The organism is Streptomyces sp. NPDC054786, assembly GCF_053611685.1.
In genome coordinates, this window is the sequence record NZ_JBSHAW010000024.1 from 1 (window position 1) to 14,491 (window position 14,491).

Sequence of the window (14,491 nt, forward strand, 5' to 3'; positions counted from 1 at the left end):
CGCCAGTGGTGGCGCCGGTGCTCGTGGCGCCGGTGGTGCCGCCGCCTCCGCCAGTGGTGGCGCCGGTGGTGGTGGCGCCGGTCGTGCTGCTGGCGCCGGTCGTGGTGGTGGTGGCGCCGGTGGTGGTGGCGCCGGTCGTGCTGCTGGCGCCGGTCGTGGTGGTGGTCGCGCCAGTTGTGGTGGCACCGGTTGTGGAACCACCGGTGCGTCCGCCGATGGTGGCGCCGGTGGTGGTGGCTCCGGTGGTTCCACCGCCCAGGCGGCGCAGCGTGCAGTTCGGCGGGAATTTGACGAGCTTTCCGGTCTGCTTGTCGAAGTGGAACGACAAGCAGCGCACGTCAGGCGCCTGGCTCGACGTTTGTGTCGCAGCCTTCGTGGGCGCTGTATCAGCGCCCATGGCGGTGATCGCACCTACTGTTCCGGTGAGCGTCACGGCCAGGACAGACGCGCCGATCACGTGGGGAATGCGCTTCCGGATGTTAGTCATGATGCCTCCTCTAGAGGGCCGTGGGTCCCCCTCAGCCTGGAGGCTCCGGCATGACCGAGGCGTTGATCCGGCGTGACTCTCGCGTGACGCAGCCCAGTGCGGGGCGTGGGGAGCGGACCTGTCGTGCGGCCGATCCGCTCCGGCGGGCTGCTTCAGCGCTCGTCGAACCGGTCCGCGTTCGTCCGGGCCGGTGCGGACCTTCATGAACTCGGCACCCGTACCTGGGGTGCTCGGAGGACCTTTGCACACGTCCACGTCGGCCACGGATCGGGTGGAGCGGAGCGACCGGCTCGGCGCCGGCGCGGTCGTGACGTGCGTTCCGCTGGTCAGGAGCAGGAGCAGGAGCAGGAGCAGGAGCAGGAGCCCGGCGTGAGGGGGCGGGAGGTACGACCGCAAGCCGGGCGAGCGGCGAGCGGCTCGTACGCAGGGTCACCGACCGGCATCATCCCAGGTCAGGCGCCTTCAATAGGGGGCCTCGGGAAGAATCCGAGCATCTGGTCGGCACCGATGCCGCCCGGGTGCGGGCCGAGGACGCACTGCTGGTAGGCGAGCCGGGGGCGGACTGCGCCGGCACCGCTGTCCGCGCTGTGACGCCTGGCTGCCGCTGTGGCCTACACGGCACCCCGGCGGGGGGGGTCCCGCCGGGGCGCGGCGAGAGCATCCTTCCGCTGCGCGGCAAGCCCTTGCGGGACCGGTCTGTGCTGTGGCTGATCGCGCTGGACCGGCTGCTGCCCGGACCGGCCGCTACAGGTACGGCCCGCCGGCCCTCCTGGCCGGTCCGCTTCCCCCTATGGCGACCGCCCGACCGAGGGCCGTGGCTCTCGCCGCGGACCACGCGGTGAAACGACGAACTCAGCCGGTGACGGCGGCCCGTCGGTTGCGGCGCTGCGCGAAATGGCCTGCGGCCGCCAGGGCCGCTGCCACGACGGCCGTGGCGACGAGCTGATGACGGCCGTCCGCGGTGGCGGCCATGACGGCGAAGACGCCGAGGATGGCGGCGAACGCCAGCCAGGTGAGATAGGGGAAGCCCCACATCCGCACCGAAAGCAGCTCGGGTGCCTCGCGCTCCAGGCGACGGCGCATCTTCAGCTGGGTGAGGCAGACGACGGACCAGACGACCAGCACCGAGCAGCCCGCGATGTTCAGCAGCCATGCGAACACGGTGGTCGGCCAGACGATCCCGGCGATCACGGCCGCGAAGCCGAACACACAGGACGCCAGCACCGCCGCCGCCGGTACGCCTCGGGTGACCCTGCTCAGGAAACGCGGGCCCTGGCCCCGGTTGACGAGGGAGTACGCCATGCGCGATGAGCCGTAGATGTTCGCGTTCATGGCGGAGAGCAGCGCCACCAGCACCACGATCTGCATGATCGTGCCGGCTCCCGGGATGCCGAACCTGGCGAGCACGGTGACGTACGGGCCGTCCGCGGCGACCTTCGGGTCGTTCCACGGCACCAGGGTGACGACCACGGCCATGGAGCCGAGGTAGAAAACGGCGATGCGCCAGACGGCAGTACGGACGGCACGGGCCACGTTCCGGCTCGGCCGGTCGGACTCCGCCGCCGCGATGGTGACGGTCTCCAGCCCGGCGAACCCCGAAATGGTGGTCAGCAGCCCGGCGGCGAGTCCGGCGGCGCCGGTCGGGAAGAAGCCGCCGTGGCCGGTGAGATGGCTTGTGCCCGGTGCGCTGCCGAACACCCCGAGAATGCCGAGCACGCCCAGCACCAGAAAGGCGACAATCATGGTGACCTTGACGGCGGCGAACCAGAACTCGAACTCGCCGAAGTTCTTGACCGCGGTCAGATTGCTGACGCAGAAGAACACCATGAAGATCGCCACCCAGCCGTAGGCAGGGATGAACGACACCCAGGTGTGCATGATGGCGCCTGCCGCGGTGGCCTCGGCGGCCACGCCGGCGCAGAGCATCAGCCAGTACATCCAGCCCGAGGTGGCCCCGGCCCAGGAGCCGAGTTCCTCCTCGGCATGCACCGAGAAGGAGCCGGTGGAGGGCCGGGCCGCGGACATCTCGCCGAGCATCCGCATGATCAGCATGACCAGCGCGCCGGTACCCGCGAAGAGGAGGACGATTGCCGGTCCCGCCGCGGCGATGCCGACCCCGGAGCCCACGAAGAGCCCCGCGCCGATGACCCCGCCGAGCGCGATCATCGACAGATGGCGCTGCTTGAGGCCATGCGACAACGCGGGCGCGGAGTCCGGCACGGCCTGCGGGGAGCCCTGAGGCGACTGGGTGATTGTCCGACTCATGGTCGTACCTGTTCATTAAGCGAGACGTTCGGTGAGCCTCACGAGTTTGGGGGGCACGTTGCGGGTGTGAGGCGAACGCCCGCTATTCGGATATTTCGCTCACTCGTAGTGAGGGGTTGGACACGCTTTGGAGGTCCTTGTGGTGGATCGTGCGTGCGGTCCCGGCAGCCGCGTGGGTGGCGATCGCGTGGGCACCGGAGGGGCGCCTCCCACCTGCTCGTTGCGCCGAACCTCCGTACAGAACGGCGACGTTCGGCGCCTTCGCGGTCACCACGGCTGCCGCACGGGCTCGTTGTTGCCGGTGGCGCGAGCATCGGTCCGGTCGGCGGCTCGGCCCTCACCGACGTGCCGGGGTGTGACGGCGATCTCGGCCCGTGGGTGGAGACCCTGAATCAACCCGTGGGTGGTGGTGACCCGCTCCACACGCGGAGCAGTGTGGGGGCATGGACTCTCTTCATTCCGTAGTTGTTGCTCTCTCCGGCGTCTGTGTCGTGATCTTTCTCGTGGCCTGGATCGTGGGTGCTGTCTACTTCGGTGTGAAGAGCCAGGCCGGTCTGGGCGGCTGGCTGCGTGGACTGCGTCGCACCATGCTTCGCCGGGTTCTGCTGATCGTGGCCGCCTCCGTGTTCTTCACGCTGGTCAGGCACGCTCCGCCGGCCCTCTGGCGCCACTTCCAGTACTGGCAGCCTGAGCTCGCGCTGCTGGGTGCCCTGCTCGCCGTCGCTTCCACCGCTTTGCTGCTGTGGGCCCGCTGGGTTCTGGGCACGATGTGGGCCGGCGTTCCGATGGTCCACGAGCGCCACGAGCTGCGAACCGGCGGTCCCTACCGGCTGGTCCGCCACCCCATCTACACCGGTCTCCTCGGCCTGCTCGTCGGCGGCATGCTGGCCTGCGGCTTCGGCGTCTGGCTTGCCTTCCTGGTGGTTGCCGTCCCCTGGCTGCTACGCCGGGTCCGGACCGAGGACGGCCTGATGGCCGGTCAGTTCGGTGCTTCCTACGACGCCTACCGTGCACGCGTCCCGGCGCTGATCCCGTGGACGCGTCCCGCCCGGGGCGGCCCCGCCGTGCCGACAGCGCGCAGCGACGGGCCGGAGTCGAAGCCGCCTTCCGGGGAAGCCGCCGGGGCGAACGAGAACGCCTGACCTGCGATTTCCGCAGGAGCGCGCTGCCGGCACACCGCCCGGCACGGCAATCACCCCTCAAACAGGCGGCCGGGCCTCGGGGTCACCGGGGTCACGAGGGACTGCGGACAGCCGTGGAGAGGTCAACGACAGCTACGACAGCTACGACAGCGTCTCTGCGACCACCGATGCCGCTTTCGAGATCAGTGCGTTGTCGTAGTCCGCGTCTTTGCTGCTGCGGTTAGACGTGATCACCACGACGATGGGGGCGGCGTGGGGTGGCCACACCACGGCGATGTCGTTGCGAGTGCCGTAGGTGCTGCCGGCTCCGGTCTTGTCGCCGACAACCCAGTCGTGGGGCATCCCGGCATTGATGAGTTCCGCTCCGGTGGTGTTGGTCTGCAGCCACTTCGCGAGCTGCGCGCGTTCGCGCTGAGGGAGGACGTCGCCGAGTACGAAGGTGCGAAGGTCCTTGGCGAGCGCCCTGGGTGTGCTCGTGTCACGTGTGTCGCGCGGTGACCACTGGTTCAGCTGTGGCTCGCGGCGGTCCATCCGTGTGACGTCGTCACCCAGCTCTTCGAGTACGGCGTCCAGGCCCTTGGGCCCGCCGATCGCGTCGAACAGCAGATTGGCCGCGGTGTTGTCGCTGTAGCGGAGGGCGGCGTCACACAGCTCGCGCAGGCTCATGCCGGTGCCGACGTGCTTTTCGGTCACGGGGGAGTAGGAGACCAGATCGCCGCGGGAGTATTTGATCACCTTGTCCATTCCGTGCAGTGAGTACTTTCGCAGCACGGCACCGGCTGCCAGGGCCTTGAAGGTGGAGGCATAGGCGAAGCGTTGACCGTCGTGGTAGGTGACCTCGCGCCCGGTGCCGGTATTGACGGCGTAGACGCCGAGCCGCGCATCGAACTTGCGCTCAAGTTCCTTGAATGCGCGGGCGGAAGACTTCGGTTGCGCACCGGAGCGGGCCGCTTCCGTGGACGGAGACGAAGAGACCGGGGCGCCGCCGTGGCCGCAGGCTGCGAGCGGTACGAGGCCGAGTGCGGCAAGCGCCGCAAGAACGAGGCGCCGGGCTCGGGTGTATTGCATGTCAATGCCTCCAGGGACTCCCCGGCACGCGGCGCGTACGGAGGTAGGGGTCGTGGCCGGCCCCTGCGGGAGGTGGCCCGGCTTCCGTGATCACCCTTGCGTTCCAGCGTCTATGCAGTCCAATGCGCTCATGGGCGTTTCCATGCCGAAATGGCATAGGGTGCGTGCCGTGGATCTGGTGGGAGCGTGTCGTGCGTTCGTCAGCGTGAGCGAGCGCGGCAGTTTCACCGTCGGAGCGGCTGCTGCGCGAATGTCGCAGTCAGTGGCGAGCCGTCGCGTCGCCGCCCTTGAGGAACGCTTCGGTGAACCACTGTTCGAACGGACGTCGCGGCGGGCCGTTCTCACCCCATTCGGCCGGGACCTGCTGCCGGCAGCCAGACGGCTCGTACTCGCGGCCGATGTGCTGCACCACGAGGCCGAGGTGGCCAAGCTCAAGCCCTGGCGGCTCGCGGTTCCCGACATCTGCTCCACGGCGAGTCTCGCCCGCCTCATCGCCGATGCACGAGGCCACGGTGTCACCCTCGATCTCCGCGCCGCGGCGCCGGCGGAGCGGACGGAGCTCCTCCACTCCCAGCAGGTGCGTGCCGCATTGCTCGCCGTGCCGCGGGACGAGGCGACATGGTCCGTTCCGCTCGGACTTGCCGGCGCGCAGGATCCCGGAGTGAAGCGCCTCTACGTCGAGACACTTCGCATGGGGCGTGCCTCACTCGGCCGGCCCCGCCGTATCTGGATCCAGCCGGAGGACGATGTGCCGCACATCCGTGACCCGCTGACGCGGCTGCGTGACGCCGTTGGCCTGCGGCCCGCCCAGCTCGCTGTCGCGGCCGACCACACGACCGCTGCGGCAGAGGCGTTGTGCTCGCGCGATGTGCTGCTGTGCTCACCCGCACAGGCCGAGGAACTCGCACTGTGCTGGCGCCCCATCGGCGAGATCACCCTCACCCGGGGGTTCGTCCTTGCCGCAGCCGCGGCCGGCAACCCGGACCACATCCGCGCGCGTCTGGGCGAGGACATCGCCCGCTGCCTCGGCGCCGACGAGGGCGTGGGCACGGAGAGTGCGGTGCTGACGTGAGCACGGAGGCACTGCTTCGCGAGATGCGCCAACGACTGTGCGACGGCGGCCTGCACGGTTGCCTTCTCGTACGTGACCTGCATACGGGAGAGGAGCTGGGCATCGAGCCGGACACCCAACTGCCCGCCGCTTCCCTGGTGAAGGTCCCACTGGCACTGGCGACCGTGGAGCGCATCCGGCGGGGCGAGATCAACGGATCGACGATGCTCACGGTGGAACCCGGGCGCCTCACCTCGCCCGGTCCGACCGGGCTGAGCCGGTTCCGCCATCCCGCCCACATCGCGGTCGACGACCTGCTCTACCTGAGCACCGGCGTGAGCGACGGGACGGCCGCCGACGCGCTGTTCGCACTCACCCCGCCCGCTCAGGTGGCCGACATCCTCCGAGAACTCGGCCTCCAGGGCATCTCCGTCCGGCACACCATCCGAGAGCTGACCGACACCCCCGTGGAACGCTTCGATGCCGCAGAGGTACACCTCGCCCACGCTCTCGCCATAGACGCCGGCACCAGCGGCCGCGGACACCGGGTGCCGCAGCTCGACGTGACCCGCGCGAACACCGGCAGCGCGCGCTCGTACGTCGAGCTGCTGCAGGCCCTGTGGACACCGTCGGCGATCCACCCGGAGGTGGCCGGGCGCGTGCGCAGCCTCATGGCCGACAACCTGCTGCGGCACCGACTCGCCCCGGACTTCAGCTCCGACGCCTCCACCTGGTCGTCCAAGACCGGCACCCTCCTCAACCTCCGGCACGAAATCGGTGTCGTCGAGCACTCCGACGGCCAGGCCTTCGCTATCGCCGTCCTCACCGAGTCACTCGTACCTGCCGGCACCCAACCCGATGCCGATGCCGTCATGGCACAGGTCGCCCGCACACTCCGCGATTACCTGCGGCAGCTTTAGGGTCCTGACTGATCGTTTCAGAATGAGGTTCCAAGGCGTCGTCAGCAGATGATGCTGCAAGCGAGTTGGAGGAGGCCGAGGCGGACGTCGGCGCGTATCGCGCCTGGCGGCGGTGCCGGGACGCCGAGGTCCCAGGTCAGCCCGACCACTTCGCGCATGCCGCGCAGCAGTTGCGCGACGCGCTCGGCCTCGCCGGGCACGATCGGATGAGCAGGATGGGCGCTGTGACGTCGCTGTTCTTTCACGTCGGTGGCACGGGCCCTCGTGGCGAGGGAGAGGTGCAAGCGGCGTGGTGCCCGGGAGGCGAGCTCCAGGGCACCTGCATGCTTGGACGGTCAGGAAGCGATGGTCAGTAGCCGCCGCCGTATCCGCCGTAGCCGAAGTCGCCATAGCCGAAGTCGCCGTAGCCGAAGTCGCCATAGCCGTAGTAACCGCCATGGTCGAAGCCGAAGTAGTCGCCGTGGCCACCACGGTTGAAGCCGTCATGGTCGCCCCAGTCATGGCCGCCGTTGTGGCTGGAGTAGCTGGACGGCGCATGCGTCGGGGTAGCGGAAACCGTTCCGGCGGTGGCGACGGCGGCACCACCGGCGAGCAGGAGACCTCCCGCGGTCACAGCGATGGCTCGCTTCAAACGATTGGTGGACATAGGTCCACACCTTCTTAGCTCTAGGAATCTGGCGGCCCGCACCCGGTGAGATGTCCCCACAGCAGGCGAGAACGAGAGGTTCGGGTGCTGCCCCTACTAGGCAGGCCACTGAGCATGGCCGCCCTCCAGGCATGTCGAATATGCCGCATTTGTACCTCTTGTCCGCAGCCTATACCTCCCCTGAGGCAGCCCAAAACGCGAGCGTGAGGGGCGGCGCCGGGTGAGAGTGGCGGGCACGGCGGCCTGGTGTTTGGCCGGGTCAGCACGTCCGCGGACTGGAAGCAGCAGTCCGCGGACTGGAAGCAGCAGGTGGGGCGGTGGGACCGGTTCCACTACGTCCGCGCGGGCGTCATCGTGCACGCCTTCGCGCTGTTCGCCGTCGTCCTCGTCCAGGGCCCACGGCGAAAAGGGGGCCTGCGGGAAGAGCTGCCGGGTCGGTCGCGCAGACCCCGCGAGCGCCCGGACCGAGTACGTGCCGACACCGTCTGCGAGTCCCGCCGCAACCGGTCCTGCCCGCGCAGGCGCGGGAGCAGAGCCACCATGCCGGTGCCCGTGGACCGGTCCGCGAGGCTCAGCCGGGCACATCCATGCGCTGCGTGCCCACGACGGACAGCAGTCGCAGCGCTTCCTCGTCCGGTGAGCCGGGGGTAGCGGTGTAGATGACGAGTCGCTGGTCCCGGTCGGCGATGTCCAGTACGTCGCAGTTGACGGTGACGGGGCCGACGACGGGGTGCTGGAGGGTCTTGCACAGGGTGGGCTCGGCGCACACGTCGTGGGAGGCCCATAGCCGGGCGAACTCGTCGCTGCCGGCGAGGAGTTCGTCCACCAGCCCGGCCACCTCGGGATCGTCGGGGTAGCGGGCGGCGACGGCGCGCAGGCGCTGGGCAGCGGTCCGGGCGAACGCGCCCGCGTCCGAGAGGCCGTACAGCCGTCGTCCCTCCGGGTGCGGCCCGAGGAAGACACGACGGACAAGGTTGCGGTCGGGGCGCGACAGGGCGGAGAAATCCTCCATGAGGGCGGCCGCCAGATCGTTCCAGGCGATCACCTCGAACGTCGCGGACATCACGATCGCCGCGGCCTGCGGCAGCCGGTGGAGCAGATCGATGATGCTCTGCCGTACCTCGCGTGAGGGGCCGGTCGCGGGCGGGCCGGGCGGGGCGCCGGCGAGGTGGTGGAGGTGGTCGCGCTCGGCGTCCGACAGACGCAGTGCGCGGGCGAGGCCGGCCAGCACCTGGCGGGACGGGCGCGGGGCACGGGCCTGTTCCAGCCGCGTGTAGTACTCGGTCGAGATGAACGCCAGCTGGGCCGCCTCCTCGCGGCGCAGCCCCGGGGTGCGGCGGCGCGGCCCGGCGGGCAGCCCCACGTCGGCGGGGGTGATCCGCTCACGTCTGCTGCGCAGGAAGGCCGCCAGTTCTCGTCTGTCCACACCGCCAGTGTGCGCGGCGCCACCGCTCCCATCCAGGTACCGCCGGTGCCTGGATGGGCGGTGCGGCCGGACACAGGCTGACCGCATGGACAACACACCCACCACTCAGACTTCCGCACCCTCCGCACCGGCTGTCGCCACGGCGGACGCCGAGGCCGGCGCGGCCGTGGGGCTGCTGGCCGGCAAGGTCGCCTTCGTCACCGGTGCCGGGCGCGGGATCGGCGCCGCGGCGGCTCGGCTGTTCGCCCGGGAGGGCGCCCGGGTGCTGCTCGCGGCCCGGACGGAGGCACAGCTGAAGGCGGTGGCCGAGGAGATCCGGGCGGCGGGCGGCATCGCGGACCACGTGGTGTGCGACCTGGCCGACCCGGCAGGCGTCCGCGCCGCCGTCGACCGGGCCGTGGACCTGTACGGCCGACTGGACGCCGCCTTCAACAACGGCGCGACGATCGTGCCACCGGGCCCGATGGACCAGGTGCGGGAGGCCGACTTCGACCACGTCTACGCCGTCAACCTCAAGGGCCCCTGGCTGGCGATGAGCGCCGAGGTCGCGGCCATCCGCGCCACCGCCGGGAGGGGCGCCATCGTCAACACCTCCAGCGTCGGCAGCCTGATGGGCAACCCCGAGCTGCCCGCGTACGGCGCGATGAAGCGGGCGGTCAACAGCCTCACCGCGTCAGCCGCCGTCACCTACGGCCCGGAGGGCATCCGGGTCAATGCCATCGCGCCCGGCACCACCCTCACCGAGATGGTGCGCCGGTGGAACGAGAGCTCTCCCGGCATCGTCGAGCGGCTCAACGCGCAGACCCCGCTGCGTCGCGCCGCCGACCCGGACGAAATCGCCCAGGCCGCTGCCTGGCTCCTCAGCGATCGCTCCTCCTACGTGACCGGCACGGTCCTCCGGGTGGACGGCGGCATGCGCGCCTGATCCGGGACGGGGCGCGACGCGGCGCAGAAGGACGTCCCGACCCGGAGGGAGCTCGCCTCCGGCGCGGCCGGGCGGCGGGTGGGGGAGCCCCGCTCGACCACGCCGGAACAACGGGGCCCCTGCGTGCGGAGGGTGGGAATGCCGGTGCCGCCGGCGGTGCGTCCGCGTTCCCTGTGGCGAGGCCGGAGGCGGCCGTGCGGTGTGCGGGAGGTCTGGATCATGCCGGTTCTCCTGTGGTGGCCGAGGTGGGGGTGCCGTGGTGCAGGCGCCAGGTGTGGTCGATGTGCATGGTGGCCTGCTGGCCGGTGTCGTAGGGCTGCCAGCCGGGGTCGCCGTGGGTGGCGAAGGCGACCCAGGCGGCGTGTGTGCGGGACGCGAGGTCCGCGACGCCACGGTCCGGCAGGTCGGGGCCGAGGAGGTTGTGTTTGCCGTGCAGCGCGGGGAGGTCCGTGCGATCGAAGACGAAGGGCAGCTCGACGCAGTGGCAGGCGCCGAGCCGGCCGTCGAAGGCGGTGGACCGCCAGGTGAAGTGGTAGGCGAAGGTCCGGGTGCCCGGGAGCGTGCTGTGGGCGTCCGCGAGTGCCCGGCTGCCGGCGAGGTACAGATCGGTCATCAGGCGGGTCGCCAACTCGCCCGGCCCGGCATCGGGGAGCCGGGTGCGGTAGTGGGCCAGCAGGGCCTCCGGCCGGGCGGAGCGCCGTGCCGCGGTGGCGGCCAGTGTGCGGGTGGTCATCGAGCTGACCGCGCCGCCGGGGACGGTGTAGAGAGCGGCTTCGTCCGCGTTGGTGCCGATCAGGAGCTCTCGTGCCGTCACCGGGCCCGTGCCGTCTTGGCCTGCTGTGCGGAGGGCGAGTGCGGGCTGTTGTTCCAGCAGGACGCCGTCGATCACCGGTTTGAGGGGGCTGTTGCCCAGTGACGGATCGAGGTGGCCGGAGAGTGCGGGACCGGTGGGCGGGAGTTCTTGCAGGGCGGCGGCCAGACGGGCGTCGTCCACGCCGTGGAACGCCTCGGCGCGGGGCGGCAGGCCGAGCGTCGCACACATCTGGTAGGTGATCGCGAGGCTGTGGCCGGTCGGTACGGCGCACAGGCCGTTGCCGCTCTGGCTGATGGCCCGGCGGAAGAGTCCGGTGGCCGGGGGAGCGGTCAGGAGGGCGGCCACGATCATCGCGCCGGCGGACTGGCCCGCCACCGTCACACGGTGCGGATCGCCGCCGAAGGCCGCGGCGTTGTCCGCCACCCAGCGCAGGGCGGCGATCACGTCGAGCAGGCCCCGGTTCTCCGGGGCGCCGGGCAGGGTGAGCCAACCCGGGATGCCCAGACGGTAGTTGAGGGTGACGAGGACGACTCCGTTGCGTGCGAACGGTCCTCCGTCGTAGAGGGCTGCCTGGCCGGTGCCGGAGAGGAAGCCGCCGCCGTGCACGAAGACCAGCACGGGCAGTCCGCCCGCGCCCGGGTCCGGCGTGGTCACGGTGACGCTGAGGTATGCGCCGCCCGGTATCGGTGGCGGGCCGGTGACCGGGCTGAGGTCCATGCCGCCGAATCCCTGGCGGACCGGGGCCGGCGCGGTGGGGCCGGGCCGTGTGGCGTCACGGACGCCGTGCCAGGTGGGGGCGGCGCCCGGCGCCGCGAAGCGGGCCGCACCGACGGGTGCGGCGGCATAGGGGATCCCGTGGAACACCTGCACGCCGTCCTGGTGCAGGCCGCGTACCCGTCCGCCGGTCGTGCGCACGACGGGACCGGGCCCTGCGTCGCGCTGCTGCGTGGTGCTCCGGCGGGTCATGTCCGGGTGGCCGGCCCCGCGGTGAGCGCCGGTCATGCCGTGGCCGTCAGCGACGTCCAGGAGCGGATGGCGAACCGGCTGCCGGACCGTTCGACCCGCATCCCCGGTCGCTCGCCGCGCAGGTGGGCGGGGAAGACGATCCGCCCCGCGTCGGCCGCCTCGCCGAGGACCCGGTGGCGCGAGTCGCGTGCGCCCGCGGGGTCCTCGCAGAAGCAGCTGTTGCAGTGGGGCTCCACCACCTGCACAGGATTGTGCAGCAGGTCTCCCACGAAGACGGCACGGTCCTGGCCGGAGGAGAGGACCACGACACAGGAGCCCGGGGTGTGGCCGGGCGCCGGGGCCAGGGTCAGGTTCTCGTCGATCACGAACGACTCCTCCCACAGTGTCGCCAGGCCGGCGCGGACGACCGGCTCGACGCTGTCCTCGAAGACGTTGCGGTTGGCTGCTTCCATACGGCGGGGGTGGTGGTTGGCCGGATTCCAGAAGTCGTGGTCGGCACGCGGGAAGAGGTACTGGGCATTCGGGAAGGTCGGCACCCATTCCCCGTCCACCCGGCGGGTGTTCCAGCCGACGTGGTCGGCATGGAGGTGCGTGTTGACCACGACGTCGACATCCTCCGGCTTCACCCCGGCGGCCGCGAGGCGCGCGAGGTATCCCGTGTTCAGCTGGTGGAAGGCCGGCATGCTGGGACGTTCCTTGGCGTCGCCCACCCCGGTGTCGATGAGGATCGTCCGGCCGGCGCTGCGCAGCACCCAGGTCTGCACGCAGGACCTCAGCAGTCCCGTCCGCACGTCCCAGAAATCGGGAGCGAGCCAGTGCCGGTTGGCCTCCCAGACCTCGCCCGGGATGTCGCCGAACATCTCCTCCGGCAGCCGGGTCGTGCCCTCGTACTCCACCGTCCGTAGTACCGAGACGTCTCCAAGGGCGAGCGAATTCATGAGTTCTCCTCACGGGCGGGTGGTGGCAGATGCGGGACGCAGCCGCCACGCTTGCCGCAGGCGCGATGGCTGCGGACGCGATAGCTGCGGATGCGATGTGCGTGCCGTTTTCATGCACGCATCCTGCTGTGTGCGCCGAATTCCTGCACCCTAACACGCGGCATGCTGGATCCAGGCGTCAAGGTGTCGCGATCGGGCGCAGACCGTGCTGCCGATGCCGTATCCCCGCGTTAGGCCCCTCCTGATGCCCGATTCCGGCAGGCACTCGGCTAGGGTCGACAGCCGACGCGAGCTACGGAAGGCGAGGCGCCAGGAGCCATGGAGGACACCGTGATCGACGACATCGATCTCGACTTGATCGCCGCATTGCAGACAGCTCCCCGGGCGTCCTTCGACGTGCTGGCCCGCGTCCTCGACAGCTCGGCCCGCACCGTCGCCCGCCGCTATGCACGCCTCGTTGACGACGGGGCGATGCGGGTGATCTGCGAAATCGAGTGGTCGCTGCTGGCCGAGGGCCTGCCCGCCACCGTGTGGATCGGCACCGAACCCGGGCGGGCACCCGAGGTGGCGCGAGCCCTCGCCGCGCGCGCCGACACCCCGTTCGTGTCGCTCGCGTCCGGAGCCGCAGACGTCTTCTGCATGCTGCACGGCCCCACCCGGGCCGACACGACCCGCGCCCTCACCACCGAACTGCCCGCGGTGCCGGGAATCCGCACCCTGCGCACCGAGTGGATGCTGCGCCGGCTCACCAGTACGTCGGCCTGGCGCCTCCCTCGCCTGACGTCCGGTCAGATCGCCGCGCTCGCAGGGCAGAACACCAGCCGGCCTGCCGCCCACCCGCGTGACACCCCGCTGAGCGGCCTGGAACGCGACACCGTCGCCGTACTGCGCAACGACGCCCGGATGCCGTTCTCCGCCCTTGCCCGCACCCTCGGCATCACCGAGTCCCGCGCCCGCCGCACCGTCGCCGCCTTGCTCGACTCCGGCCTGTTGCGTCCCCGTGTCGAGGTCGATCCACGGGACATCGGCTACGCGGTCGAGGCGGTGCTGAGCATCGGCTGCCGCCCGGGAGCCGTGAAGCGCCTCGCCGCCTCCCTCGCGGACCACCCCGCGACGCGATTCCTCGCGCTCACGGCGGCCGCTTCGGTCTTCACCTACGGCGGCGTCTTTCGCGACGAGGAGCACCTCGCCGACTTCCTCACCGGCGGTTTCGAGGGCAGCGAGGAAGTCACCTCCCTGGAGTGCTCCCTCCAGCTGGAGGTGTTCAAGCGGTACTGGACGGCCCGCCCCTGAGCCCCGGTGCGGTACCTGAACGTCCGTCCGACCTCTTCAGTACGCACCTCCTGATCAGGGTTGGCAGCCACGACATAGAGGAGACGACGTGACGAACGTGGTGCAGGACCTCAAGTACACCAAGGATCATGAGTGGGTCCGGGTCGAGGGGAAGAAGGTGACCACGGGCATCACGGACTTCGCGCAGCGGCAGCTCGGTGACATCGTCTACGTGGAGCTTCCCAGCGGTGACGATGACCTCACGGCGAGCGAGCCGTTCGGGAGCATCGAGTCGGTCAAAGCCGTGACCGAGGTCTATATGCCGGTGAGCGGCAAGATCACCAAGCGGAACGAGGCGCTGAACGACGAGCCGGAGAATGTCAACACCGACCCGTACGGGGACGGCTGGCTGATGGTGATCACGATGTCCGACCCGAAGGAGCTCGACGGCCTGCTGACCGCCGCCGAGTACGAGGACTACATCAAGGAAGAGGCGGCGTAGCCGCTGCCCGCTGGGCGGTGCGTCGCCACGCGGCGCGCCGCCGTTCCTGGACCTGCTCAAGGGCGCTGC

At 70.6% G+C, this 14,491-nt stretch carries 14 protein-coding genes; 6 read left to right on the plus strand and 8 right to left on the minus strand.

Translation table 11 applies throughout. The features are described from left to right. A partial coding sequence (locus tag ACWGI6_RS20760; RefSeq protein ID WP_453268882.1) for a hypothetical protein occupies positions 1-487 on the minus strand: 487 nt, incomplete at its 3' end. Between the two features lie 852 nt (positions 488-1,339). Beyond that, positions 1,340-2,752: an amino acid permease gene (locus ACWGI6_RS20765; protein ID WP_453268883.1), complete on the minus strand. Its 1,413-nt coding sequence runs from the start codon at positions 2,750-2,752 to the stop codon at positions 1,340-1,342. A gap of 443 nt (positions 2,753-3,195) precedes the next feature. Between ACWGI6_RS20765 and ACWGI6_RS20770 the strand changes: the two genes are divergently transcribed. Next, on the plus strand, positions 3,196-3,894 hold the full coding sequence (locus ACWGI6_RS20770) for a methyltransferase family protein (RefSeq protein WP_453268884.1): 699 nt from the start codon (positions 3,196-3,198) through the stop codon (positions 3,892-3,894). A gap of 141 nt (positions 3,895-4,035) precedes the next feature. Here the strand turns inward: ACWGI6_RS20770 and bla are convergent, their stop codons facing one another. Beyond that, positions 4,036-4,962, minus strand: a complete 927-nt coding sequence (gene bla, locus ACWGI6_RS20775) for a class A beta-lactamase (RefSeq protein ID WP_453268885.1) — start codon at positions 4,960-4,962, stop codon at positions 4,036-4,038. 142 nt (positions 4,963-5,104) lie between these two features. Between bla and ACWGI6_RS20780 the strand changes: the two genes are divergently transcribed. Both ACWGI6_RS20780 and ACWGI6_RS20785 read left to right on the plus strand, forming a co-directional pair. Next, positions 5,105-6,034: a LysR family transcriptional regulator gene (locus ACWGI6_RS20780; protein WP_453268886.1), complete on the plus strand. Its 930-nt coding sequence runs from the start codon at positions 5,105-5,107 to the stop codon at positions 6,032-6,034. Continuing rightward, positions 6,031-6,933 (plus strand): serine hydrolase, encoded by a 903-nt coding sequence (locus tag ACWGI6_RS20785; RefSeq protein ID WP_453268887.1) that lies wholly within the window; start codon positions 6,031-6,033, stop codon positions 6,931-6,933. The genes ACWGI6_RS20780 and ACWGI6_RS20785 overlap by 4 nt, the downstream gene beginning before the upstream one ends. Positions 6,934-6,974: 41 nt before the next feature. On the opposite strand, the gene ACWGI6_RS20790 is transcribed toward ACWGI6_RS20785, so the two are convergent. From ACWGI6_RS20790 to ACWGI6_RS20800, 3 genes are all read right to left on the minus strand, one after another. After that, positions 6,975-7,133 (minus strand): hypothetical protein, encoded by a 159-nt coding sequence (locus ACWGI6_RS20790; RefSeq protein WP_453268888.1) that lies wholly within the window; start codon positions 7,131-7,133, stop codon positions 6,975-6,977. A gap of 149 nt (positions 7,134-7,282) precedes the next feature. Then, on the minus strand, positions 7,283-7,579 hold the full coding sequence (locus tag ACWGI6_RS20795) for a hypothetical protein (RefSeq protein ID WP_453268889.1): 297 nt from the start codon (positions 7,577-7,579) through the stop codon (positions 7,283-7,285). Positions 7,580-8,150: 571 nt separating this feature from the next. Beyond that, a complete protein-coding gene (locus ACWGI6_RS20800) occupies positions 8,151-9,005 on the minus strand; it encodes a helix-turn-helix transcriptional regulator (protein WP_453268890.1) in 855 nt (284 codons plus the stop codon). An 85-nt stretch (positions 9,006-9,090) separates the two neighbouring features. Between ACWGI6_RS20800 and ACWGI6_RS20805 the strand changes: the two genes are divergently transcribed. Beyond that, the gene (locus ACWGI6_RS20805) at positions 9,091-9,930 is read left to right on the plus strand and encodes an SDR family NAD(P)-dependent oxidoreductase (RefSeq protein WP_453268891.1); all 840 of its coding nucleotides are present in this window, start codon (positions 9,091-9,093) and stop codon (positions 9,928-9,930) included. A 217-nt stretch (positions 9,931-10,147) separates the two neighbouring features. Here ACWGI6_RS20805 and ACWGI6_RS20810 read toward each other — a convergent pair whose 3' ends face one another. Together ACWGI6_RS20810 and ACWGI6_RS20815 are read right to left on the minus strand one after the other, a co-directional pair. Beyond that, positions 10,148-11,746: a carboxylesterase/lipase family protein gene (locus tag ACWGI6_RS20810; RefSeq protein WP_453268892.1), complete on the minus strand. Its 1,599-nt coding sequence runs from the start codon at positions 11,744-11,746 to the stop codon at positions 10,148-10,150. Next, complete coding sequence (locus ACWGI6_RS20815) at positions 11,743-12,648, minus strand: MBL fold metallo-hydrolase (RefSeq protein WP_453268893.1); 906 nt, start codon at positions 12,646-12,648, stop codon at positions 11,743-11,745. Before ACWGI6_RS20815 ends, ACWGI6_RS20810 begins: the two co-directional genes overlap by 4 nt. A gap of 318 nt (positions 12,649-12,966) precedes the next feature. Between ACWGI6_RS20815 and ACWGI6_RS20820 the strand changes: the two genes are divergently transcribed. Together ACWGI6_RS20820 and gcvH are read left to right on the plus strand one after the other, a co-directional pair. Then, positions 12,967-13,941 (plus strand): Lrp/AsnC family transcriptional regulator, encoded by a 975-nt coding sequence (locus tag ACWGI6_RS20820; RefSeq protein ID WP_453268894.1) that lies wholly within the window; start codon positions 12,967-12,969, stop codon positions 13,939-13,941. An 88-nt stretch (positions 13,942-14,029) separates the two neighbouring features. Further along, on the plus strand, positions 14,030-14,422 hold the full coding sequence (gene gcvH / locus ACWGI6_RS20825) for a glycine cleavage system protein GcvH (RefSeq protein ID WP_453268895.1): 393 nt from the start codon (positions 14,030-14,032) through the stop codon (positions 14,420-14,422). The last annotated feature ends 69 nt before the right edge of the window (positions 14,423-14,491 follow it).

Bases quoted from the DNA above. Each gene is read 5' to 3' on its own strand.
- ACWGI6_RS20815 (WP_453268893.1), bottom strand. From the start codon at position 12,648: ATGAATTCGCTCGCCCTTGGAGACGTCTCGGTACTACGGACGGTGGAG.
- ACWGI6_RS20780 (WP_453268886.1), top strand. From the start codon at position 5,105: ATGCCGAAATGGCATAGGGTGCGTGCCGTGGATCTGGTGGGAGCGTGT.
- ACWGI6_RS20770 (WP_453268884.1), top strand. From the start codon at position 3,196: ATGGACTCTCTTCATTCCGTAGTTGTTGCTCTCTCCGGCGTCTGTGTC.
- ACWGI6_RS20810 (WP_453268892.1), bottom strand. From the start codon at position 11,746: ATGACCGGCGCTCACCGCGGGGCCGGCCACCCGGACATGACCCGCCGG.
- bla (WP_453268885.1), bottom strand. From the start codon at position 4,962: ATGCAATACACCCGAGCCCGGCGCCTCGTTCTTGCGGCGCTTGCCGCA.
- ACWGI6_RS20805 (WP_453268891.1), top strand. From the start codon at position 9,091: ATGGACAACACACCCACCACTCAGACTTCCGCACCCTCCGCACCGGCT.
- ACWGI6_RS20820 (WP_453268894.1), top strand. From the start codon at position 12,967: ATGGAGGACACCGTGATCGACGACATCGATCTCGACTTGATCGCCGCA.
- ACWGI6_RS20795 (WP_453268889.1), bottom strand. From the start codon at position 7,579: ATGTCCACCAATCGTTTGAAGCGAGCCATCGCTGTGACCGCGGGAGGT.
- ACWGI6_RS20765 (WP_453268883.1), bottom strand. From the start codon at position 2,752: ATGAGTCGGACAATCACCCAGTCGCCTCAGGGCTCCCCGCAGGCCGTG.